Raw genomic sequence first — 24,190 nt, forward strand, 5'->3', positions numbered from 1 at the left:
CTCTCGAATTATTATATGTCAAACTTTACAAATAAATATTTTTTCTGTTATTTACTAAAACAATGAAACAGAGTCGACATTAGAATATTTTTTCTTAAAGTCGACTCTGTTTCATTGTAAATTATTCGATTTTTGTTATGTTTTTAAATTTAAATACCTTCTAATTCTAGCAATATCTAAAGAATATTCGATAACTATTTGCTGTATTGGTAATATAACCGTTTCCGGATATAAATGTGCATATTGTAACGTTTCTGCATACTTTTCCAACCGTTGTTCTAAATACTTTACAATTTGCTCAGGATGACTTACTAATAAAGACGTACTATAATAATGAATTTGTTCCTCGATCGCCGTATATTCTTCAATTTCAAATTCTTTATGCATTTGTACACCCCTTTATATTTTTAATATCGTTTAATAATAACTATTTTAACTCGACTAATTTTTAAGTTTTTTGATTATTTACACTATAACAAACTCAATAGGTCAAATTTTGTTACTTTATGTAACGTTGAAAAATTTTAACAAAATTGTAATGGAAACTTGTACTGAAAAAAAACTACCTTTAAATTATTCCCCTGAACAAAAAAGCCGTACAGATTAATTTAACTGCACGACTACAATCTCAGGTCTATTAAAAACTCTTTGCGGAATGATACTATTGCCTAATCCTCTACTAACTATCATAGACGTATTTTGTTGTTCATATAAACCCGCTGTATATTTGGGCAGTATTCCTTGATTAGGAGCAACTAATCCCCCGATAAAAGGTAACCGAACTTGTCCCCCATGTGCATGACCCGATAAAACTAAATCTACTTTCTCCTCAGCATACTCTTCTAGAAATTCAGGCCTATGGGATAATAATACATTATACCTATCTGGCTGCGTTTCAATTTTTGCTTTTACAATTGCATCTTTTACAATACTTCCTTCATCAATATCTCCAGTATTAAATTCCGGATCATCAATTCCTAACAAGTTTATTTCGTGTCCTCCCTTTTGTATTATTACATGTTCATTTCTTAAAACAGTGACATGCTGTTTCTTTAATTTTTTTTCTAAACTGTTATATTTTCCTGACCATTTTTCATGATTTCCTGTCACAAAATATACCGGATATTCCTTTACAAGTTCTCGTATTACTTGCATACTAATTTCTGCATCGTACGATTTACTGTCTATTAAATCACCCGTAATAGCAATAATATCTGGATTTATGCTTTTTACTTTTTGAATTAAAACGTCTTGATTATCACCAAATTTTTTATTATGTAAATCTGAAATTTGTAGTATTTTATATCCTTTAAAAGAAGAGGGAATTTTACTAGAGGTTATTTTAACCTCAGTTATACTTATTAAATTGTTTTGTAAATATAAAAAGATACTAATGCCTACTAATATACCAATAATTAATATGATTCTTTTAGTCTTCTTGTTCATATTTCCTCCTAAAATCTTGATCATTACTACAGTTCACAATAAATATTACGTGCCCTTCGCATTCAGAATAACTGAAATTTTTTAATTGATTTGTAGTATTTGTTATAGTTTTATACGCCACTTATAAAATTTTTCAATCGCATGCGTGTATGATGTCATGCTCATTTTTAAGTAATTTTATAGCACATTACTGGAATCTCTTCATAATATTAACATTTATCTTACTTAGTTTGATAACTATATCATGATAATTCCTATAGTTTTTTATAAAAATATTGTGTACTTTTCTCGAAGTATATACGACATTTGATTACAAATATATTATTACCACTACGATTTTAATTTGTTTAAAACGTACAAAGAGAGAATTGAAACACTAAATTGCCTTATGAAAAGGTATTACTGTATTATTTGTTAGAAAATTGAAAAAACATGTGTAGATAGCTATCATTGTAAGTGCATATATAATTAACTTTAATTTTCTGACATAATTTCACATAATTCTTAAACTAGTTTTTTGCGTGCATTATGAAATAAAATATTGCCCCATGTCAGTCTTTAAAAAATTATATATCATAACTTTAAGGGAGGAAGAAAACTATGAAGATGAAAAGAAAAATCATGATGACGACAGCACTTGCAGCTACATTGGCTACAGGTGCACTACCAAGTACATCGGTGTTTGCTGCTGAAAAAGAGGCTCCTATCCAACAAGAAGAGACACAGATGAGTATTCAACCATTTGCACAAAATAATTTGGAAACAGCAGTTAAAGCTGCCTTAAATGGTCCAGAAGTTAAAAAAATTAAAGTATTTGAGCATGAATTTAATGTAAAACCAATTGAAGTAGTAAATTTAGGTGGCGGTAAAACATATGTTAAGGGACAAATTTCTCATCATTTAAGTTTTCGTCCAGATGATCAATTTTATTATGAGTTTACAGTGCAAGATGGAAAGGTAATAGATAAGCCTGTATTTAATATTGATAGAGGTGGTTGGACACCTTTTGCCGCTCCACTTTTATCAATTCTTGCTGCGTATAATGGGATTCCAGTTAATCCAAATGATTTAAATGCACTTGGTCAACAAATTGGGAAAGTTATAGATGGAAGCTGGGAACACGCAGCCCAATCTATCGCAACTGTAGTTAGTTTAAGTTTTAATGAGTAGAATTTTTTGATTTTTATAAGCCTTGCATCGGCCCGTTTTTCGTAGGTAACCTTATTATAAGAAATTCTGAAACAGCTATAAATAGATTTATACCACTCAGTCACATTATCTTGATTTGTTAACCACCTTATCATTCATTATATGTCACAAAATAGAAGTCTTTTTTAAGACTTCTATTTTGTTTGTATACAGTACAGCGAAAAGTTTGTTTTTTTACTTATCTATGCTTCCATTCTTTAAGAATCCGTTTGGCTATTAGATAAAATTTATTACAACAATCTATTAAAATCTCAAGTAACTTACCACCCCTATTTTATATTATTTTCAAACACAAACATTCATTACTTTAAGAATAAAAACAATAGATATAGTTAAAAATCACTTTATTTTATTATATCTATTGTTTAAAAGTCAGGAGAGATAAAATGCACAAAATAAAAATGAGAATGTTATTAAAAATTAGCATCCTCACTTGTTTTACACTAGTAAGTTTAAGTACACCATCTACTATTTTTGCTGATAGTCATCCCGGTTATTCCTATGAATCCAATATAGGCTATCAAAATCCAGCTTGGATGTCGAAAGTAGCAGATTCAATAAAATTAAGTGAATTATCTATTCCAGGGACTCACGGTACAATGGCTTTACATGGAGCAAGTTTTCTTGATGAAAATTTGACAAGAAATCAAACTATGAGTCTACCCCAACAATTAAATTCTGGAATTCGATATGTAGATATGCGTGTTAAACGTGTAAAAGATTCTTTTGCAATGTACCATGGTATTGCAAATCAAAAAGCAATGTTTGAAGATGTATTAAAAGAGGCAATTCAATTTTTAAAAGATTATCCGACAGAAACAATTTTAATGCGCTTAAAAGAAGAAACTACTCCTGAAAGTGGATCACTATCATTTGAGGAGATATTTTTAAAATATAAAAAAGTTAATGCTTCATATTTTTGGAATCCTAATTCCGTACCAACTTCAGATAGAAACAACCCTACTTTAGGAGATATCCGGGGGAAAATTGTAATCTTACAAAACTTTACATCCTCTCAATTGTACGGTATTGATTACGAAAGTTTGAATATACAAGATAAATTTGAAATCGGAAGCGGTCCAGACGAAATATATGGAAAATGGAATGCGGTAAAAACCCATCTGCAAAATGCAAATACTAACTTTAATAATGGAAAAATATATCTCAACCATTTTAGCGGTACAGGTGGTGCAGCCGCATTTTTAAATAATGTATATCCTTGGTTTGTTGCAAGTGGAAAAGAGAACAGAAATACTGATAGTAGTCCTAAGTTGATTCAAACGAATTTCACTAATGCGTGGAGTGATTTCCCCCGCGATAGAAATGGGCAAGTATATTATGGTGGTATGAATACACTTGTGACCGAACTCTTGCAACAAGGTGGAATTAAACATTCTGGTATTATCGCAGCTGATTTTCCTGGTCCAGGTTTAATTGATAGTATCATTAAATTAAATGGTATACATTCGAATGAAAAAGAAATATTAATTTCGCAAATTCCATCCGAATCTAGCCCTTTATCCGGACAACAAAATCGATCCAGTCAAAACTTTAAAATTGATAGTTTACCTGTAGGTACTAAGGAATTAAAATGGATTATTGAGCCTTCAGAAAAAGATCATCCTTCTTCTATCTCTTTCAATGTAATGATTGACGTTTCCCTAGGTACAGATTCTACTCGTTGGAAAAATATTTCACATGGATCTAGGACTGAAGCTTATACGAATACTAAATATTATATTGCAAGCCCACTTGGTGCCACTAACAAATTTACAGTGAAAATATACGCTATTACAAATTAAAAAATAAAGAATCCCAATGGAATTCCTTTTTGATGGAATACCACTGGGGTTCTTTAATAATTTCATTTCGTATATATTGGGATGAAGAGTAAAAATTGCACCCCTGTTCCGGTATTGCACATAGAATAAGTGATAACTACCCTTTTCCACTTATCATTTATTTAAAACTGGCTTCCAAAGCGATAGTGCAAAAATCCAATTTGGATCGCCGTTCCCTTGATAACTTTGAACCGCTTCATACACTTTTCCCTCATGTACTACTTTATCACCTTTATTGTATGCTTTTCTTGCATCCCATTTTTCATAAGTAGAGTCCTCTAGTTTTGTTGCTACAGTTAAAACATCACTTCTACTAGACTCATTTCCAGCTAAATCAACCGCCGTCACTACATATTTATACGATGTATTAGTTTTTAAATCTTTATCCATAAAGGATGTATTATCCGCTGTCCCAATTTTATTCATAACCCCAGTGCTTTCTCTATATACAACATAATGATCAACACCTACATTATCTTCAGACGCACTCCACATCAAATCAACAGTTGTCGCTGTTGTACCCATACTATGTAATCCTTTTGGTTGAGTCGGAGCCTCTTTATCTGGAGTTTCATTTGTTGTCTTAACCTTTAGTTTTTCACTTTCTTTTGATATGTTTCCAGCAGCGTCTAATGCCTTTATTGTATAGGTATATTCCGTATTTGCTTTTAGTTTTTTATCAGTAAAAGTTGTACCTGGTACCGTACCAATTACTTCTCCATTACGTAACACTTGATATTCTTTTACGCCTATATTATCATTTGAGGCCTTCCATGTTAGTTCAACACTATTGGCAGAAACTTTAGACGCATTTAATCCAGTTGGTTGACTTGGAGCTACTGTATCGGGAGCTTCATTATTTACTAGATTTACATCAATTACATTATAAAACGCATTTGACGTATCTGCTACATCCCATACAGCTAAAATAACATGATAACCATTGCGATCAGTTGGTACATTAATTGTATGTGTTAAATTATTTGATGCTGCCGAACCGTCATGTTTCACAGTTCCAATTGGTTCTAATTCAGCACGTGTTAATGGTTTATTAGGATCCCATCCCTTTTTGGTAATGTAATAATGCCATTTACTTGTAGAATGTGCCGCTGTGTATTTCCATGTAAATGTATTTGCTCCCCCCTTTATTGTATTTTTGAACCAGCGATTTGATGTTTGTTGGTCAAGAATCCCTCCAAACAGTCCTCCTGCCGAAGCGATTTTCCCATCAATCGGTCCACCATCTGGGAATCCTTTAGGTGCTTCTAGACTTTGAGGTTCGTACATTACATTTCCACAATTTAAATTTAATGCTCCATAATTCTGACTACATAAAGCAGCACGACTACTCGGCTTTTCAACAAACCCATGTGCATATGCACTTTGAGGAATCATTGTAATTGCCGTCACCCCTGCAGCTAAAACACAAGCACCAATTCCTTTTTTACTTTTTCTTAATCTTTCTAACTTAGATGTTAATTTCAAATTCATACTTGTCCCCCCAATATATTGTTTATGCTAATATAATAGCAATATAGGGATAAACGAACAAATCACCTACTAATATATTAATAGTTCAATAACATAAACACATTTAGTTTATTTATTAACCTGATATGGGGCTAAATTAAGCAAATTAATTCTATTTTGTAACATTATGTAGTAAAGAGTTTATAAAAAACCAATAAAGATTCACAAAAAATCCAAATATCGATTACTTAATTTTTTACAACCACACCCCACACGATAACTACATTATTAAGCAGGTTTCATGATTTATTACATTCTCTCGCCACCTGACAAAATCAGATCAAAAACATATCCCTGCATATTATCGATTAGTTCAACCACATCTGGATTTTTATCGTTGCTCAGCGACCAATTGATTGACACCATTGCGTTTGCTGTATACAACTGAGCTACAAAGTCAATCGGCACACTTACTTCAACCTGCTGCTCTTTCAAATAGGAATAGCAGGCATTATATAAAATGGATTCTAATTCTAAACGTAAATCCGCTGAGGGAACACGTACATGGAGTAAAGTTGCAACCTCTTTTTTTCGCGCTGAGATCTTATCGGTTATCATATTAATAGCTTGAGCCACATTTCCATTCTCTATTAATGCGAAACGAAATTCAATTTCTTCCTTGAACCAGCAGACATAATTTTGCACTAATTTTTCCAAAAGATCATATTTATCTGCAAAATGGCTGTAAAATGTGGACTTACTCACCATAGCATGTATGCAAATATCTTTAGTTGTAATTCGCCCAAACTCTTTTTCGTTCAAGAGGGTAATAAGTGTATTAGAAATATTTTTCTTCGTTTTATAAACGCGAACATCCTCTCCCATTAATAATCAATCTCCTTCCCAAAGTTGCTTATCAAACCATTTATATCCTTATGGTTCGATTTCGTACTTCTTACCCTTTCCTGCTTGTTGTTTCTTTAATATACTTCTCTTATCCTTACCTTGTAGTCAAATATAAGGAGGGATTTTATGTTTAAACAGTATGTAAACAACGAACAGTTCAATTTGCAAATTAACCGTTTTTTCAACGATTTCTATCAAGACGATGAGCGGGCAAATCAGGATTTGCAAGCCATCATCCCAAGACTTACAGACACGGACAGCTGGTATAACACTTGGATAGAATATGCAGCAATGCGGGAGCATCAGAAAGACTTCGATCTGGCTTCGGTTTATTATCAGGCTGCCGAGTTTTATATGGAATCATCCGATCCAAAAAAAGAAAAAGTGTACCAAAAATACCGTGAAACTTTTTATAAGGGCTTTCATGACTTTGAGTATGAAACCTATCAAATTCCTTATGAAGATTCCTATCTTCCTGCAATCAAATTCATGACACCAGGCGCATGTAATACACTACTTTTCTTTGGAGGCTACGATTCCTACATGGAGGAAATGATGAAGATGATGAACTACCTCATAGGAATCAATTATAATATTATAGTTTTTGATGGACCTGGACAAGGAACAGCACTGAAAAACGGCTTAAAATTCATCCACAACTGGGAGAATCCCGTTTCCACAGTCATTGACTATTTCAAACTTGACCGTGTTAGTATTCTCGGAGCTTCTTGGGGCGGCTACTTGGCAATGCGTGCCGCCGCTTTTGAAAAACGAATCGACAAAGTCATCGCCTTTAATATTTTTTATAGTGGCCTTGATGCACTCAAGATGCGCATGCCGGATAATATCTGGAATAAATTGACCACGCTTCTGGCTACTAATGAAGCTGACAAAATTAATACCATGTTTAAACAAATGATGGCCACCAGCATCGACCTGAACTGGAAAGTTAAAAAAGGTATGGAAAATACAGGTGAAAAAACGCCATTTAACTTACTTAAAAACTTTGAAAAACATACGATGGCAGGAATCGGTCAGTTCATAAATCAAGAAGTATTGCTCCTGGCTGGTGAAGACGATCAGTACGTTCCAATTGGCCGATTACCGCAAATCGAATCGGAGCTATGTAATGCAGCCTCCATCACTTCTGTAGTTTTCACTAAGAAAACTGGTGGTGAACAACATTGTCAGGCTGGTCATCGTCACTTAGCTTTTGATGAAATTAAAAGATTTTTGCGACATGAATTATATTGAGAAATATGAAGCGTTTTAGCACTTTCAAAATTTTTCTTTTATTAGCACATTAGAACATGGTGACACTCTTGCCCTTCTTATAGTGTTCATAGTGACCATCGTGTCACTCCTCAAAAAGACTGATATTATTTTCATAAAAGAAATCCCCCACGTATTTGTGGGGGATTATTCTGCGTTTTACTTATAATGAAATGTATGAAGTTTTGTTTATTTACAAACTTAAAATTCCAACAATCTGACTCGCCTTTAGATTAGTAATATAATAGTACATCTCTAAACCCTTTTTTTCAGCCTTTAGCACCTTACCCCTCATTTTCGATAAATGTTGGGAAACAGTGGATTGTGGAATTTTTAAAAGCTTCGTCAATTGTGTAACATTACATTTTTTATACTGAATTAACTCGTTTATAATTTGCAATCGAATTGGATGTGCCATTATTTTTAACATATCTACATCCTCTTCAGTTATTACACTCTTTTTCATTTCATTTTTATACATTGTCATAAGAAATTCTCCTTTATTATCCGTGCATTTCCGCACGTCTTTTAATTAGAAGTATATTCTAAAATTATTACGGTTTAATATTCTTATTTTTTGGTATATTGAAGTTTATATTTTTAAAATAATATAATTCCAGAAACGCCTTACACTCATATTGTACAATTCCAATATGCGATTCATATGGACTTAATATACGGTTTAAATGAATCTTATATAATGAATCTCACTTCACTATGGAAACACTGTTGAAACTTTACTTCAATAACTCTGTAGGAAACTTATAAACAACTAAAAAAGGACACACCTATAGCATATGTATGCGTAGGTGTGTCCTTTTCTAAGATAAATTTTAGAGTATTAACTTCTTTTTATCCTATCGTATAAGATAACTATTTAAATTTCAAAATATATAGTATAGAATAGGAACATTCGCTATATTTATGTATGAAAGGATTTTTGGAAATGGACTTGTTGCAAATCAAGAAAATGGAAAATTTAATTTGGACTATTGAACATAGTAGTGACCTCTCAAAAAGGTTTTACATAATAAAATTTTTTGATAGAGAAAATACAATTAAGCCAATTGAAACATTAGAATTTGGAAATAGAAATATCGACAAATTTGAATGGGTGTTTATTAATATATTTCCAAGGGTAGTAACAACTTATGTCCCTTCCACTGGAAGGAAACCTGATGAATCATTAATAGATACAACTAGAGAAAACAGTAAAGAATCACTTATTTTACAAGGAATACGAACCTACACCAAGTTTTGGTCATGTTAACCCCCACCCTTCTATAGCAGCAAATATAATTTTGCATAAAATGTGGGTTTTTGAGTTAAGGTGAATTCTATATGTAAATTCTTCTGAGAGTTTCATTCACATTGTATTGTTCGTTATTTGAAGAACAAGGAGTTTTTTATAATATACGATATATCAATTTTTAAAATGTATGCTTATACTTATTTTTTTAGGCATTTTATTCTCTTAAGAGCATCCACGCAAATACATGCTCTTAAGAAAATAAAAGTAGTACGCATGAGATTGAATGAATATTAAATAAAACACTTTGGATCTGGAACTTACCTTACACTTTGTTTTATATACATAAAAGAAGAGTAGAATATCCTTTTTTATTTTTATATTTTCCTACTAACAATTCAAACAATCTATCAGGACGTTAAGTAGTGAATAGTTCAATTTAAGGGGATTGTTTTAGTCTCTACTAATTTAGCAGAAAATTCAGTTTTATATTTAACCTTTCTAAATTCTAGATGATTAAATCCTTGATTAGCGCCTCATCGGTTGAATCAAAAAGGGTATGCACTTTAATACACCTAGTCCAACAAACGTAAATATTACTCCTACCAAATCTAACAAAAAAATTTGAGTAGCCCCCTATTTATTGCACTAATTATAACTAGAGCTAGCCCTTTCCTTTTCTTTAAATTCCTACTTTAACTAGACCATACGGACGTTAAGTGATATGAGTTCATTTTATAATGGGGGAAATTTTCACCCTTTCTAAACAACTTATTATATTATTTTTATCTAATAAGGCACAGAAACAAATTAAAAAACTTTAGTGCTCCTGAGAAAATCTCTTGAGGAAAAACATTTTTAGGGTGAAACGTTTTCCAGGGTACTTTTATACTGACTCTTTTCCTTAAAATGTTTCTGTACCTAATATTTAAATTAACTTATGTCAAAATATTTCGCAATACAAGTGCTAAATGCTACATGGATATATAGAAAATGACACTTTTTATCACCATACCCCATCAAATACTTATATTAAATATAGAAAAGTCACCTTACTATTATTAAATTTGTTAAATTAAATAATGAAAATGGAGAATACTAACTTTATAATTGTCACAATTTAATATATATATCTACTCTTTTATTACTCGTAAAAATCATTTGATAATTCCTTCAATATTAATTTATGAAATGTAGAGACCATCTAAAGCAACAATTTTCTTACATTAGATTGTTTTTCTATTTAATTTATTTTGTCGAAAAAAGTCGATATTTTCATATTTTTTTCATTTAATTATTGTACATTTGCACATTTAATGTTAGGATTATGCCTATTCAAATTAGATCCTATTGATTCCTCTTTAAGATTTCTTTATTTTATTTGTGAAAATTAGTTACTTTCTAGTAAATTCCCAGCAATAATACAGCAAACTACACTAATAATAATTCTAAAATTATATTTTCATCTCGTAAATTCATAAAAAGGAATTTAAGTCAAACTATATTTTCTATCTGTGTATATTCATTCTTTATTCAAACATGATTAATCATAAGTTCTAACTCGTTAATCAAATTTAAATAACAATTTTGATTCTAAAATAAGTTCAAAATCAAAATAAATATATTGTTATTTCAAAATAATGTTGTAAACTATCTTTAGAATGGAAAGATTTATGTAACAGCATGTTAAGGGGTTACAGGGGGAATAAAAATGAGAAATTTTTTCGATGACAAGTATAAAAATATTGAATTAAAAAGGAGACTATTAAATATAATCAGTGAAATTAGTGAATTAAAAGGAAAATTAGCTGCTTATCAGGAACAAAATCCTGATATATTTACTAGCTTAGAAAAAACCATACCACTTCATTACATAAAAAACTTTACTACTACCTATGAAGATATAAAAGTCCCAAATAAAAGATTAAAAGAACTTATTTTAGATGATATAGTACCTCAAAATATTTCGGAAGATGCTATCTTTTGTTTTTATCAAACACTTACTTTTGTACATAAGAATTCCTGTGATTTATTAATCAATCCAGAGACTATACAGGAATTACATTTTCAATTAATACATTACATTACCTCTGACAGTGCCAAATGGCGCGAAAAACCGTTTACTATTCCAGGTATTCCTGAAAACGGAATGCACTTAAATAGTTACCGCATTCTTCCACATGAGCTTATTCCACAAGTAATGGAACAATTATGTGATCAATATAACTCATTAAATTCTAGTAAGGGCCATCATTCACTTTTATTAATAGCTCGTTTTATATTTAATTTTTATTGCATAGTCCCTTTTAATCAGGGTAACGGCAGATTGGCACTTATGTTAATGCAATTGCTATTAATTAAGAGTGGAAATACATTTGTAAAATATGTATGTCTGGATAAATACATTAAGAAAAATGAATCTGAATATTACAATTCGATTTATAAATCTTCGGTAAATTGGTACTGCGAGGAACATAATAGTAGCTTTTGGTTAAAAACGTTTTTAACTATTATATTAGAGGCGTACAAAGATCTTCATAATACAGTTCTAGATTCTATATGTAAGCATACTAAAGTGGAGAGAATTCAGGATTTTATCCTTAAACAAAAACAACCCTTTACTAAGGAGTGTATTCGTAACACATATCCAGACATAGCAGAGAGTACAATCAGTAAGGCTTTAAATTCCTTGCAATTGTTTGGCCATATTAAGCTAGTGACAAAAGGAAGAAATGCTAGTTGGATTAAAGTTTAACTATACTTGTAAAACACTTACAGTTCAAAAAAGAAAATTATAACTTTATCATTTAAATTCATGCCTTTGGACTCTTATTCATTGAATTTCACTTTAATATATTAAGCTATTATTACTAATTTAGTTATTTCTAATTCCTACAAAACGTTTTATAGAAATGTTTGTCGAAAAAAGTCGCATTTTAATATTTTTTCTTTATTTTCTGGTTGTAAACGTTTCATTTTCGTGTTACCATCTTAATCAAACAATAGATGGTAATAAAAATGAAAATATTTCTTTCCCTTAGAAACATATAAACGTACGGTCATATCAAGAAAATAAGGCCAAAGAAATATTTGATACCTATCCAAATTACCAATAGGAATTTTGCCGCATTAACTTTCTGTTATTTCAGAATAAAACTTCACATTTTGTCCCTAAACAAAATTTGTTAGCGTGCAAAATTCAAATACACTAAAACACCCAAATAAATGAAATGTCCTTTTTTATTGAGCATTGAGGTATGAAAAAATAATTCTTCCTACAAAATTCAGCTGAGTAACATAAAGACATCTAAATTACTACCTTTATCGCCATCTATTGCTGACAACATATTTACCAACTATTAAAAAGAACCTATCAAGGGTTCTTTTTTATTATAATCATTCAAATTTCACTTCTATCTTGATACTTAGATTTCTACACAAATTACATCTACTTTTTTACTCTCAATTATTGAATTTATAATATAGTACTTCAATTTTAGTTATTCTTGATCTCAATCCGTTTAAATTAATGAATAAAATTCAAACATATAAAAATAATAACTACAACTAATCGTTATATATTAAAGAGGTGTCAATTTTGTCCTTAAATGAAAAGACCCTAGAAACAAAGACAGATAAAACCATTGAAAAAATCCAAACAAGTAACTTAAAAGAACTTAAAAATACATTAGATAACATCTTTGATATTAGTGCAGATTTGATTGAACATCCTTTGCAATTAAAAACAAACACGAATATTTTACTATATTATTTTGAAGGCCTTACAGATGGTGTTGCATTAAAAGGAAATGTTGTTACACCATTATTACAAGAAGTGAATGAAGACAGTCAAATATTTAATTCTAATATTATTGCTACTCATACCAAAATAGTATATACGTGGAATGAAATTAAAGAAGGATTACTTGAGGGACAATGTGTACTGTTTATGGAAGGAGAAAAGAGGTCCCTTCTAATAAATACAAAAGGCTGGGCAGAAAGAGCAATTCAAGAACCCATTTCAGAAGTTACTATTAAAGGCTCACATGATGGGTTTATTGAGAATGCCACAAAAAACATAGGCTTAATTCGTCGATATATTCCTTCTACTGAATTGAAAATTAAAAAAATGACAATTGGAGAACGCGCCACTTCTTTAGTCTATTTAATTTACTTAGGGGATGTAGCAAACGCAGATGTGGTCCAAGAAATAGAAACTAGAATCTGTAAAATTAAAACGGATGCGATATTGAGCATTGGAGAACTATCTAATTTTACAAAGGATCAAAATTGGACTCCTTTTCCACAGGCTTATTTAAGTGAACGCCCAGATGCCATTTCTAATCATATACTTGATGGAAAAGTAGCAGTGTTAATTGATAGATCTCCTGGTGCGATGATTGTCCCAATGAATTTAATTGGATTTTTTCAGACTCCAGATGATTATAATATACATTGGCTCATTGCATCATTTTTTCGCTTATTACGATTTGCAGGATTTATTATAGCTATTTTTTTACCCGCAATTTATATTGCTATAGTCTCTTTTCACTTTGAAATCATTCCTTTAGATCTATACACTTCTATTGCAACGTCAAGAGTCAAAGTCCCTTTCTCTCCTTTATTGGAAGCTTTTATAATGGAAATCACACTAGAAATGCTACGTGAAGCTGGTATTCGCTTACCACAGCCAATTGGACAAACAATTGGAATTGTTGGAGGGATTGTAATTGGGCAGGCGGCTGTTCAAGCTGGTCTTGTGAGTAACGTTATGGTTATTATCGTATCTATTACCGCCATTGCATCATTTATTGTTTCTAATTATGATTTATCAAGTTGTATTCGGCTTATTCGTTTTCCAATGATGTTATTGGCATATTTTTATGGGATTGTAGGTATTGTTAGTGGATTAATGCTCTTATTTGCTCATTTTGTTTCACTAACTTCCTATGGTTCACCATATGGATTGCCAATAGCACCATTTCGTCTCCAAGAGTTAAAAGATTCTTTTGTAAGATTTCCTATTTCTATGATCACCACCCGCTCGAGTACAGGACAGCCGAAACAAAGAAAGAAAAAAGAAGGTGGCTCACATGGTGAATCTTAAATTCCAAAACATAACTTTATTCGAATATATTGTTTTCATTCATTCACTGCAACTTGCATCAGGTATGTTAATTATGCCAAGCCCTCTTGCCACTACTGCTGGTACAGACGGCTGGATTTCTATCATTCTGGGATGGATAATTACTTCTATAATTGGCGTAATTATTATATTAATGTTACAAAAAAATCCTAACAAAAATTTCTCTCAGATCTTAAATACATACTTTGGTAAATGGCTAGGGACAATTTTTCTTCTTTTATATGCCTTTTATCTATTTTTTGCTGGTTTTAATACTTTATTAAAGGCAACTGATATTGTAAAAGTGTGGATATTCCCTTCCACTCCTACTTATCAAATCGCCATATTATTACTATTGCCTTTTATCATTTTAGCCCTGAGTGGGTTAAGGGCTCTTACTAGTTATTCTATGCTTGTTTTCTTCTTCACTACTTGGATGCCACTATTTCTTCTTTTTTCATTAAAAAGTAACTACAATCCTTTACATCTACTACCTATTTTTAAAGATGGCATATACCCTATTGTAAAGGCAACAAAAGAAACCATTACTCCTTATGCAGGCTTAGAAATTGCATATTTTATTTATCCGTTCTTACAAAAAAAACAAAAAGCCATAAAAGGAATACTAATAGCGAATACTGGAACCATGTTTTTCTATATATATGTGACTATTCTTTCTTATATATACTTTAGTCCGGAGGGGATAAAAGACGTAATTTGGCCAGTATTTCATCTGTTAAAAGGGGTTCGTTTTTCTTTCGTAGAACGATTAGAAATTATATATATCGCTTACTATTTGATTGTATTTTCCACTACAATATATCCGTATTTATTTTTCAGTTTCGAATCTGTGACCATTTTATTTCAAAAAACCGTTCACAATTGGGTGCTAGTTGGTTTTATGCTATTAATAGTCGGCTTATTCGTTTTTCTAAATCCCGATGTGGATCAATATTTATTTATATATTCTCTTATGGATATCTTAAATATCATTTTCTTTATTCTATTACCAATCTTCTTTTTCGCTTACAGCATTCTTTTTACTTGGTTTACTAGGAGGAAACAGCTTTGATTCGAAAATGGATATGGATTGTAATCTGTTGTGTATGTTTAATTGGTTGTAGTCAGAGAATTCCTCTTGAGAAGGTTTCATTAATCCTGTTAATCGCCTTAGATAGAACTTCTAATGGAGACATAAAAGTGGGCACAAGCATACCACTCTTTCATCATAAACAGCAAAAAAGTACTATAGAGCATTGGACGCAGGCATCAACTGTATATAATGGATTCAGTAAGATAGATACGAAGTTAACGGGTTATATGACAGCCTCAAAAGCCGAAATCATTTTAATTGGAAAAAAATTAGCACAAGAAGCAAATTGGATGCAGGAGCTTGATTCTTCTTACCGTGATCCTTACGCTACCATTAATGCTAAAGTAGTACTTGTTGATGGACCTGTAGAAGAAATTTTCACAATTAATAAGCCCGATAAACCATCACTACCATCTTATATAAGTAGTGTAATCGAATCCTCCATTCAAAATAATCAATCCGTTTCTTCCACTATTCAACAATTAATGAGAGAAAAAAATGAAGAAGGAATGACACAAGCTGTTCCAGTTATCAAAAAAACAAAAAATGAAATTGACACGATAGGAATTGCACTTTTAGATCAACAAGGAAAATTTTTAACTCGTATCCCTAAAAAAGATGTTAAATTCTTCAATCTTATAAATAAGCCCAAAAATAAAGGTCGGATGATACTACACCTTGCGCTGCCTCCTAAAAAATCCAATAAAAAACCAAACACTTCTATCTTGGTACAGAATGCGACAAGGAAGGTAGATGTTAATTTTCAAAACGGAAAGTTTGTATTTAATTTCGATATAAACGCTAATGTAGCCTTAGTAGAAAAAACCAATGTGAATTTGCTTAAGGAGCATTATGATAATAAAAAAAACATAAATAATTTAGAAAGCGCTATCCAAAAAGAAATTAATAAGAAATTACAAAACATGTTGGATGAAATACAGCAGAATAAAATTGATCCAATCGGATTATCCCTATATGCTAGAGCTTTTCAATATAAAGAGTGGAAAAAACTAAAAGGAAATTGGTTGCAAGCGTTAGCAGAGGCTAAAATAAATGTAAAGACACACGTCAAAATAAAAGATACTGGGACCATTAGAAATTAGACTAGCCTATTCTTGTATTTGATAGCATTTCTCAGTAAAATTTTCCCTCCTCAATAATTATTATGTAAAAGATGCTAACTCAAAGAAAAATCTTTAAGTTAAATACAAATTTCATTTCATAAAGTGAAATAATTATACTATGATAATTAAGCATAAAAATTCTTTGATTCCCTTAAATCTATATGAATCCCTTACCTAAAAATGATTTCAATATAATTTAATAGTGATTGACGCATATGTGTCTTTTATATGGATATGTAAAATTACATATCCATATAGGAGTAACTAGCATACATACGCCAAAATATTATTATCGTATATATAATAATCATGTTACTACGAACACCACAGGAGAAAACTCCCCTCATGCACTTTAGAGGATAAATTATCCATGAAATAATAATTTTTGCTTATATACTTACTATTATTATAGGAATACAAAAAAGCGATTCTTTTCACAGTAAAAAGAATCGCTTTCTAGGTTCCTATTTTCAATTACATTACATAAAGAATTGAGAAATTATCACCTAAGAGCCTTAACTATAACTTCAGCTGCCTCTGCAATTAGTTGATTATCATAGGTAGCCTCTTTCTCATCTTTACTAGATAAAATTGCGATGATAATGGGTGCTCTATTAGGCGGCCAAACGATAGCAATATCATTTCGTGTCCCATAACTTCCAGCTCCTGATTTATCTCCAACTACCCAGTCAGTTGGTACACCTGCACGAATAAGTTTGTCTCCTGTAGCATTTCCTTTCATCCACTCTGTAAGAATTTTACGTTTATCAGCTGGAAGTGCTTTTCCGACCGTAAAAGCCTTAAGATTCGTAGCAATTGCTTTTGCTGTACTAGTATCACGAATGTCTCCTGGAATAGCTTCGTTTAAATCTGTCTCAAAGCGATCAGCCATAGTAACCCGATCACCCATCTGTCTAAGCGCTTTTTCATATCCTTTAGGTCCGCCTATTTTATTAAACAAAAGGTTCCCTGCAGTATTATCACTGGAACGAACAGCAGCCTCAGCAATTTCTCCTAGTGCCATTCCGGTATCTACATGTTTCTCAGTAACAGGTGAATATTCCACTAAGTCGTCTTTCGTATAAGTGATAACTTCATTTAATTTCTCAATTGAGTTTTGCTGTAGCAATACTCCTGCCGCTAATGCCTTGTAGGTTGATGCAAAGGCAAATCTTTCGTTAGGTCGATAAGCAATTGTTCGATTTGTACCAGTATCAATAGCATATACACCTAATCGAGCATCAAATTTTTTCTCAAGTTGAGAGAATTCTTTATACATCGCATGATTTTTATGTTTAACTGGCCCGGTCTTTTCTTTCGCTTCAACTTGCAGTGACCCTTCTGTGAAAATTTCTAGGATTGTAAAACTTAAGCCTAATATACCAACGCATATTCCTAATTTTAGCATCCTCTTGTTTTTCAAAATCATCATTCCTTTCAAATTTTCAATACTGAAAACAAGTAGTAAATTCAATACACTGTATCCTATTTGAACACTTGTTTTTATACGTACACATAACAGACAATCAACGAAACAAGTTTGTTCCATAAACTTAAAAAACTTTTTAACTAGTAACAGAGGTATTAACAAAAAGAGAAATAGCAACTATGATAGTTGCTATTTCTCTTTTCAAATCTAACTATTTCTTTAACTTAAAAAATCTTTTATATAAACAGGTTCTTTCCTTAAGAAAATCACACAAATTTTACTAATTTTGATTCGAACTATCTGTACTAGCAGCTTCACCTTGTATACGTTGCTTTTTTAAATCAAAGTATACATCTAAAACTTCCCTTCCAATTATAGAATTAATACCATTTTTATCATCATGAAGCCATGGGACTACTACAGAAAATGCTACTTCTGGATTATCATATGGAGCATATCCAACTAATGTTAAGTTATAACATTCCATACGTTCTCCTTTTGCATTTCTACCAATTGGATCATCTCCACCATATACAGTTTGAGCTGTCCCTGTCTTTCCTGCTGGTTTATATGGCGCATTTTTGAAATACTTCACGCCAGTTCCATCACCTTCTTGGAATACCCATCTAAAGCCTTCTTTTATCCGATCAATATGTTCTTTCTTCATATCAACTCGATTTAATACGACAGGCTCTATAGAGCGTATAACTTTACCGACCTCTTCTTCTTTTATTGATTGCTCTCGTATTTCTTGTACAATTTGGGGTTGCATTCTATATCCACCATTTGCAATAGTTGAAATATATTGTGCCAATTGCAATGGCGTATACGTATCATACTGACCGATAGAAAAATCTAGTAAAAACCCAGGTTGACTATCTACTTTTCTCGTTTGCCCAATTATTTCATTCGGTAAATCAATACCTGTTGGTACCCCTAAACCAAATTGTTTAAAATAATAACGCATTTTATCAAATGCTTCTTGTTTAATATCCAATGAACCATTCGGTACGTAATTAACTCCCGCAATTTTTAAAGCTGTCTGGAACATGTATACATTCGAAGATACTTGTAAAGCTCGTAAATCATTAATATTACCAAATCCGGATACATTCCATGATTTCTTGGCTTGTGTACCTTTAAATTTCATCGGTGCATCATAAAATTGATCTCCTGGCTGTATTGCCCCTGTCTCATATCCAGTTAATAACGTTGCGCCTTTTACAGCGGATCCTAGCTCATACGAAGTTGTCATGTTACCTAATGCCAAATCCTCAATCTCTATTTTCCCTTCTTTTTCTACAATCTTTTTGCCTGCCATAGATAAAATCTGTCCGTTATTTGGATTTGTCATGACGACAAACGCTCGGTCCAACAATGGCTCTGAACTCTTAAAAGCTCTCAAATTTTTCTCTATACTTTCTTCCACTTTCTTTTGTAATTCCATATCAATCGTTAATGTTAAACTACTACCACTTTTTCCTTTAGAGATTATTTCTGTGTTTATAATGTTTCCTGATTTATCAGTAATGTTTTTCACTTCTTCTTTTGTGCCGTGTAATACATCTTCATATCGTTGTTCAATATAACTTTTTCCTACACGATCATTACGGTTATATCCACGTACCAAATAAGAATCTAAGTTTTCTTTCGGTAATCCTTCTTCACTACTTGTAATATTACCTAACACGGAACGAAATAAATTACCATTTACATAATTACGTTCCCAATCAACTGTTGTATCTACTCCTGGAAACTCCGCAAGGTTTTCACTTATCCGCGCATATTCTTGATCTGCCACATCTTTTTTAATAATTTGTGGTGTCAGTTGATAACCTGAACTCATTTTACTTTTAATAGCTAACACCTTTAGATCTTGTGCTGTTAATTCTGCCAATTCTACTTCTGTAACGCGACTTCGTCTTAAGTCTTGAATTTTTTTGTCTAGTTCTTTTCCCTCTATTCCCTTTTCTTTAAACTTTCCTATGTCTTTTTTAGTAATCTTTGATTCCGCACGTTTCGTATTCAATTGCATCCAGAAATCTTTTTTATCGATATCGGTTAACTTATTTATATCTTGCTCAGGCATTTCAAGTACTTTCGCCAAGTCTTTTGCTGTTTTTAAAATAGCTTCACCAGTTATGCCCTTCACCCTTGTATACGTAATCGTACGAAGAGATCGATTATTAACAACCATTTTCCCTTCTCGATCTAAAATTTGTCCACGTGGAACTGGAATACTAGTTGTTGCATTTTGACCACTTTCCACTTGGTTTTTATAAGCCTCTCCCTCAACGATTTGTACTTTTCCTAGTTGAATAATAATTGCTGAAAATAGTAAAAATATGCAAAGGAACATTATATTTAATCGAATAGATATATATGTCTGTTGCTTCTTTCCTTTTTGTTTTTTCATAAATCCTCCATATAATTCTTCCGGAACTCCTCACTAATACTTAGTAAAGAAATATACTAAATACGTTCCCTATATATTAGAAACCACCATTCAGTTATAAATAGGGTCTTATCTTTTTTCTAAATCCTTGTAAGCACCAATTCCTTTTGGTTTAGCCACGTAATTGATAAATCTCCCTTCCTGTTTTTCTCTCTATTTTTTTGTCACTTGCATTAGAAATGCTAAACTGTATACTGACTCATATTAAACTTACACATAGACTTGCTAGTAACTTTTCATACTGATTGTTCCTTTCTTCATGCTGTAATACTTAATAGACAACCTAAGTAATAAAGTTGTTCCACATTTACAAAAAAAATAATTAACTATAAGATGAAATAGGCTACATAAGGGAGGGTTATATGTTACATACAAAAAGATGGAGATTTTTTGCGGTTCTTTCTATTGTAGGTTTGATTTTAATAATTTTATTAAAAATCAACTTCATTTCAATTACTATCGCAACTTCTTCAGCTGAAAGAGGAGAAATTTTTGATCAAAATGGTATAATACTAGCTACAAATAAGAAAGTTGAGTCTCTATATTGTACTTCTAATGATGAAAAGCTATCGAATCAAGATACATCAAACACATTAGCTTTTTTCAATCAATTTTCAAGCGAGTTTCAACATGACATTTCTGCAGAGGGCATAAAATCGCAATTACAACAATCTTGTAAAAAGCAGACTATGAATGATATACCGTTATACTCTGACATAAATGAGAATGAACTTACATTCATAAACAAGAACAAACCCAATAATGTAATAATTAAAGATGAATTGATTCGATATTATCCCAAACACGAAATTGGTTCACAGGTAATTGGGTATGTAGAAAATGACCGTAATTCTAAGTATGGACCTGTTGGAAAAAGTGGGATTGAGCTTCAATATGAAAATGATTTAAAAGGAAAACCAGGAAAAACTCTTATTTTTAAAATGAATAATAAAAAGTTCTTATGGAACATTCAAAAAGTACAAAAAGGAAAAGATGTCAGGCTAGCTTTAGACTCTAAGTTGCAGCAAAAAACAGAGGAAGCATTACGATCTCAAATTAAGAAAATACGTGATGCTAATGCTGGTTATGCAGTAGTAACCGATGTGAAAACTGGTGCAATTTTAACTATGGCCAATTCGGCAGTTTTTGATCCAAATATATTAAATACACATGTATCATCTAAAAAAGAAAACATTAAATCCCTTTCGCAAAATAAAGCAATTCAAAAATTAAAGTATGGTGAATCTTATGTAAATATGGCCTCTACTATAAAGCCACTTACTATTTTAATCGGATTAAACGAAAAGCTTTTTCAACCTGAGGATACATATTTGGATAATGGTAGTTTTCAGTATGATAATCAAAATAACATCACCAATGCTCCTGGAACACCAACAGGTGAAATTACACCGAGTCAAGCTATCATTAATTCATCAAATACATTTATGACAGCAAAAGTAGCTCTCCCCTTATTCAACCGAAATAATGGGAATATAGAAAAAGTAGCAAATATATGGACAGATTATTTAAAGCAATTTGGCCTCCGCTCTAAAACTGGTATTGATTTACCCTTTGAAGAAGACGGAGAATATGAATTTCATCCATCTAATAAGTTTGAAAATGGAATCTCTGCTTTATTAAATGCATCTTGGGGAGGAAATGAAGTACACACCCCTCTTCAACTTGCTCAATATGCAGCAACTTTGGCAAGCAAAGGTGATAAATATAAACCTCAAATCTTAAGTGCTATTATTGGTCAAAACGGTAAAGAAATAAACAAGTTTAAATCAATCTTAGAAAGTTCAAATCGTTATCCTGTGAAATTTTGGAGTGTCGTGCAAGGTGGGATGAGTCAAAATATACAGGAGATTAAAAACTTACCTTTTGATGTCGCAGGTAAAACGGGTATTACTGGTTCTCCGAACGAGCAAGAAAGAATGATAAATCATTCTCTTTTCATTGCATATGCTCCTACCGAAGATCCACAAATCGCCATTTCTGTCGTTATTCCTGGTAGTAATTCAGAAAAAAACATCGCTGCTCTCGTTACATCAGAAATTTTAGAGTCCTGGAATACACTTCAAAAAGAAAATAAAAACAAAGAGGAAGGTTCATTAAAGTGAACCTTCCTCTTTTACCATATAGAATCTATATTTATTATGTTCCATTCACCTTCATCATTCTTTTCGAACATAAATGAATACTTAATATCAGTTAAAACATACTCTTTTTGTACATATCCAGTATTACCGTTAATTGTCGATATTTTTATATATCCATCATTCTGTACTTTTTCTGGAATCCAAGCTTTTACCATTTCATTAGATACTTCATATAAAACTTGTGATTCTCGTTTTGGTTCAGCTAAAATTTTCGTTTTATTTCCAGTAACAGTTGCATATATAAAATGCGATTGCTTTGGTTGGTTACTTTCTGTCAATCCACTTGGTACTTTGTATACTTTCTTTGTGTCATCTGCAAATTCCCCCCCCATTGTAAGAGCGACTTGCAACTCATGAAAAATATCCTCATCAAACTTCAATTCATCCTTCCTATAAAATTCCCCTTTAAATAGAACTTCATCATTTAACGCTCTATACAAGTCATTTTCATTTTTTGAATTTGTACTTCGATATAACTCATTCATAAATTGTTTTAATGATGGATCTTGAGCAGACTCATCTTTTGTTTTAGGCTTAATTTGAGTACTACTTTGTACCGGTGATTTATTATCATCAAGCCAAGGTTGTTGAACAATAAAAAATAATATTGTACAAACCAAAACAACTACAATAGGCAATGCTTTTTTACGAAATGGTCTTTTATGTTTTGGAGAATCTATCTCACTATTTTGGTATATCGATTGCTTTATTTTATAAATAAATGCTTCTTCATCTTTACGACGCTCCATTGGTCCATTTTTTAATTTGCTATACCAGTCAGGATTTTTTTTACTGTTCATCACTTCTACCCTCCCCTATTAGTTTTGAAACCTTACTTCTCGCTCGGCTTAATCTAGATTTGACTGTTCCAATTGATACATCTAATGTTTCAGCCATTTCTTCATAAGACAATTCATATTTCGCGTCCAATATTAGTATTTCGCGGTGTTTTTTAGGTAGTTTTAATACAACATCCCATACATCATTCATTTCCTCTTGCTTAAAAAATTCTTGTTCTGCCGATGGAGATTGCTTATCGTCACTAAAAAATCCCACTAAAGATATCCTTTTAAAATAAGAGGATTTCAAATAGTTTATTGCCGTATTTCTTGTAATTTTTAATATCCACGTTTTAATAGATGACTCCTTTCGAAACGAATTCCAATGTTTAAAAACCTTAATAAATACATCTTGTGTGATGTCATCTGATAAGTGCGGATCTTTCGTAATAATAAATGAATAATTCCATACATCTTGCCAATAGTCTTTAATAACATAGTCAAGCTCATCATGATTACATTTTTCAATAAACTTCTGTTCCATTTCCACACCTCAAACTTATTTGAATAAACATAAAACTGCCCTCACTTTTAATATGGTTTCAATATATAGACATGATACAAGTTTCA

18 protein-coding genes and 1 pseudogene are annotated in these 24,190 nt (G+C 31.6%); 10 read left to right on the forward strand and 9 right to left on the reverse strand.

The genetic code is table 11. The features are described 5' to 3' along the window. Positions 1-135 precede the first annotated feature (135 nt). Together ACE38F_RS15885 and ACE38F_RS15890 are read right to left on the reverse strand one after the other, a co-directional pair. Positions 136-387: a hypothetical protein gene (locus ACE38F_RS15885; protein WP_215556393.1), complete on the reverse strand. Its 252-nt coding sequence runs from the start codon at positions 385-387 to the stop codon at positions 136-138. A 216-nt stretch (positions 388-603) separates the two neighbouring features. After that, the gene (locus ACE38F_RS15890; protein ID WP_340866905.1) at positions 604-1,446 is read right to left on the reverse strand and encodes a metallophosphoesterase; all 843 of its coding nucleotides are present in this window, start codon (positions 1,444-1,446) and stop codon (positions 604-606) included. 600 nt (positions 1,447-2,046) lie between these two features. Between ACE38F_RS15890 and ACE38F_RS15895 the strand changes: the two genes are divergently transcribed. Together ACE38F_RS15895 and ACE38F_RS15900 are read left to right on the forward strand one after the other, a co-directional pair. Next, on the forward strand, positions 2,047-2,616 hold the full coding sequence (locus tag ACE38F_RS15895; protein ID WP_002016999.1) for a hypothetical protein: 570 nt from the start codon (positions 2,047-2,049) through the stop codon (positions 2,614-2,616). Between the two features lie 425 nt (positions 2,617-3,041). Next, positions 3,042-4,457 (forward strand): phosphatidylinositol-specific phospholipase C, encoded by a 1,416-nt coding sequence (locus ACE38F_RS15900; protein WP_375369139.1) that lies wholly within the window; start codon positions 3,042-3,044, stop codon positions 4,455-4,457. A gap of 153 nt (positions 4,458-4,610) precedes the next feature. Here ACE38F_RS15900 and ACE38F_RS15905 read toward each other — a convergent pair whose 3' ends face one another. Together ACE38F_RS15905 and ACE38F_RS15910 are read right to left on the reverse strand one after the other, a co-directional pair. After that, on the reverse strand, positions 4,611-5,987 hold the full coding sequence (locus tag ACE38F_RS15905; RefSeq protein WP_375369140.1) for a lytic polysaccharide monooxygenase: 1,377 nt from the start codon (positions 5,985-5,987) through the stop codon (positions 4,611-4,613). 288 nt (positions 5,988-6,275) lie between these two features. After that, positions 6,276-6,851, reverse strand: coding sequence for a TetR/AcrR family transcriptional regulator (locus ACE38F_RS15910; protein WP_002085457.1), 576 nt, complete (start codon positions 6,849-6,851; stop codon positions 6,276-6,278). Between the two features lie 147 nt (positions 6,852-6,998). On the opposite strand from ACE38F_RS15910, the gene ACE38F_RS15915 reads away from it, so the two are divergent. After that, on the forward strand, positions 6,999-8,126 hold the full coding sequence (locus tag ACE38F_RS15915; protein WP_375369142.1) for an alpha/beta fold hydrolase: 1,128 nt from the start codon (positions 6,999-7,001) through the stop codon (positions 8,124-8,126). 211 nt (positions 8,127-8,337) lie between these two features. Here ACE38F_RS15915 and ACE38F_RS15920 read toward each other — a convergent pair whose 3' ends face one another. Beyond that, a complete protein-coding gene (locus tag ACE38F_RS15920) occupies positions 8,338-8,631 on the reverse strand; it encodes an ArsR/SmtB family transcription factor (protein WP_375369143.1) in 294 nt (97 codons plus the stop codon). Between the two features lie 459 nt (positions 8,632-9,090). Here ACE38F_RS15920 and ACE38F_RS15925 point away from each other — a divergent pair, with 459 nt between their 5' ends. From ACE38F_RS15925 to ACE38F_RS15950, 6 genes and pseudogenes are all read left to right on the forward strand, one after another. Next, positions 9,091-9,414: a hypothetical protein gene (locus ACE38F_RS15925; protein WP_002127477.1), complete on the forward strand. Its 324-nt coding sequence runs from the start codon at positions 9,091-9,093 to the stop codon at positions 9,412-9,414. A 1,690-nt stretch (positions 9,415-11,104) separates the two neighbouring features. Further along, positions 11,105-12,148 carry a Fic family protein gene (locus tag ACE38F_RS15930; protein WP_002016992.1) on the forward strand — a complete coding sequence of 348 codons (1,044 nt, stop codon included), beginning with the start codon at positions 11,105-11,107 and terminating at the stop codon, positions 12,146-12,148. An 843-nt stretch (positions 12,149-12,991) separates the two neighbouring features. Beyond that, positions 12,992-14,500 carry a spore germination protein gene (locus ACE38F_RS15935; RefSeq protein ID WP_375369145.1) on the forward strand — a complete coding sequence of 503 codons (1,509 nt, stop codon included), beginning with the start codon at positions 12,992-12,994 and terminating at the stop codon, positions 14,498-14,500. Beyond that, complete coding sequence (locus ACE38F_RS15940; protein ID WP_375369146.1) at positions 14,487-15,590, forward strand: GerAB/ArcD/ProY family transporter; 1,104 nt, start codon at positions 14,487-14,489, stop codon at positions 15,588-15,590. The genes ACE38F_RS15935 and ACE38F_RS15940 overlap by 14 nt, the downstream gene beginning before the upstream one ends. Beyond that, positions 15,587-16,714 carry a Ger(x)C family spore germination protein gene (locus ACE38F_RS15945; protein WP_375369148.1) on the forward strand — a complete coding sequence of 376 codons (1,128 nt, stop codon included), beginning with the start codon at positions 15,587-15,589 and terminating at the stop codon, positions 16,712-16,714. Before ACE38F_RS15940 ends, ACE38F_RS15945 begins: the two co-directional genes overlap by 4 nt. 426 nt (positions 16,715-17,140) lie before the next feature. Next, positions 17,141-17,230, forward strand: a pseudogene (locus ACE38F_RS15950) (undecaprenyl-diphosphatase); the annotation flags it as partial. Positions 17,231-17,237: 7 nt separating this feature from the next. Here ACE38F_RS15950 and bla read toward each other — a convergent pair. Both bla and ACE38F_RS15960 read right to left on the reverse strand, forming a co-directional pair. Beyond that, entirely contained in the window at positions 17,238-18,164 is a 927-nt protein-coding gene (gene bla, locus ACE38F_RS15955) for a class A beta-lactamase Bla1 (RefSeq protein WP_375369349.1), read from the reverse strand. Between the two features lie 280 nt (positions 18,165-18,444). Next, on the reverse strand, positions 18,445-20,580 hold the full coding sequence (locus ACE38F_RS15960) for a peptidoglycan D,D-transpeptidase FtsI family protein (protein ID WP_375369150.1): 2,136 nt from the start codon (positions 20,578-20,580) through the stop codon (positions 18,445-18,447). 401 nt (positions 20,581-20,981) lie between these two features. Between ACE38F_RS15960 and ACE38F_RS15965 the strand changes: the two genes are divergently transcribed. Continuing rightward, positions 20,982-22,742: a peptidoglycan D,D-transpeptidase FtsI family protein gene (locus ACE38F_RS15965; RefSeq protein WP_375369151.1), complete on the forward strand. Its 1,761-nt coding sequence runs from the start codon at positions 20,982-20,984 to the stop codon at positions 22,740-22,742. Positions 22,743-22,753: 11 nt separating this feature from the next. Here ACE38F_RS15965 and ACE38F_RS15970 read toward each other — a convergent pair whose 3' ends face one another. Together ACE38F_RS15970 and ACE38F_RS15975 are read right to left on the reverse strand one after the other, a co-directional pair. Next, the gene (locus ACE38F_RS15970; RefSeq protein ID WP_375369153.1) at positions 22,754-23,581 is read right to left on the reverse strand and encodes an SH3 domain-containing protein; all 828 of its coding nucleotides are present in this window, start codon (positions 23,579-23,581) and stop codon (positions 22,754-22,756) included. Then, entirely contained in the window at positions 23,571-24,104 is a 534-nt protein-coding gene (locus ACE38F_RS15975; protein ID WP_375369155.1) for an RNA polymerase sigma factor, read from the reverse strand. Before ACE38F_RS15975 ends, ACE38F_RS15970 begins: the two co-directional genes overlap by 11 nt. Positions 24,105-24,190 lie beyond the last annotated feature (86 nt).

The sequence above is a fragment of the Bacillus altaicus genome (assembly GCF_042136375.2).
GTDB lineage: Bacteria > Bacillota > Bacilli > Bacillales > Bacillaceae_G > Bacillus_A > Bacillus_A cereus_U.

Excerpts from the sequence above, each read along its gene's own strand:
- bla (WP_375369349.1), bottom strand. The coding sequence starts at position 18,164 with ATGATTTTGAAAAACAAGAGGATGCTAAAATTAGGAATATGCGTTGGT.
- ACE38F_RS15925 (WP_002127477.1), top strand. The coding sequence starts at position 9,091 with ATGGACTTGTTGCAAATCAAGAAAATGGAAAATTTAATTTGGACTATT.
- ACE38F_RS15975 (WP_375369155.1), bottom strand. The coding sequence starts at position 24,104 with ATGGAACAGAAGTTTATTGAAAAATGTAATCATGATGAGCTTGACTAT.
- ACE38F_RS15920 (WP_375369143.1), bottom strand. The coding sequence starts at position 8,631 with ATGACAATGTATAAAAATGAAATGAAAAAGAGTGTAATAACTGAAGAG.
- ACE38F_RS15890 (WP_340866905.1), bottom strand. The coding sequence starts at position 1,446 with ATGAACAAGAAGACTAAAAGAATCATATTAATTATTGGTATATTAGTA.
- ACE38F_RS15915 (WP_375369142.1), top strand. The coding sequence starts at position 6,999 with ATGTTTAAACAGTATGTAAACAACGAACAGTTCAATTTGCAAATTAAC.
- ACE38F_RS15970 (WP_375369153.1), bottom strand. The coding sequence starts at position 23,581 with ATGAACAGTAAAAAAAATCCTGACTGGTATAGCAAATTAAAAAATGGA.
- ACE38F_RS15885 (WP_215556393.1), bottom strand. The coding sequence starts at position 387 with ATGCATAAAGAATTTGAAATTGAAGAATATACGGCGATCGAGGAACAA.
- ACE38F_RS15930 (WP_002016992.1), top strand. The coding sequence starts at position 11,105 with ATGAGAAATTTTTTCGATGACAAGTATAAAAATATTGAATTAAAAAGG.
- ACE38F_RS15895 (WP_002016999.1), top strand. The coding sequence starts at position 2,047 with ATGAAGATGAAAAGAAAAATCATGATGACGACAGCACTTGCAGCTACA.
- ACE38F_RS15900 (WP_375369139.1), top strand. The coding sequence starts at position 3,042 with ATGCACAAAATAAAAATGAGAATGTTATTAAAAATTAGCATCCTCACT.
- ACE38F_RS15905 (WP_375369140.1), bottom strand. The coding sequence starts at position 5,987 with ATGAATTTGAAATTAACATCTAAGTTAGAAAGATTAAGAAAAAGTAAA.
- ACE38F_RS15910 (WP_002085457.1), bottom strand. The coding sequence starts at position 6,851 with ATGGGAGAGGATGTTCGCGTTTATAAAACGAAGAAAAATATTTCTAAT.
- ACE38F_RS15940 (WP_375369146.1), top strand. The coding sequence starts at position 14,487 with ATGGTGAATCTTAAATTCCAAAACATAACTTTATTCGAATATATTGTT.
- ACE38F_RS15960 (WP_375369150.1), bottom strand. The coding sequence starts at position 20,580 with ATGAAAAAACAAAAAGGAAAGAAGCAACAGACATATATATCTATTCGA.
- ACE38F_RS15965 (WP_375369151.1), top strand. The coding sequence starts at position 20,982 with ATGTTACATACAAAAAGATGGAGATTTTTTGCGGTTCTTTCTATTGTA.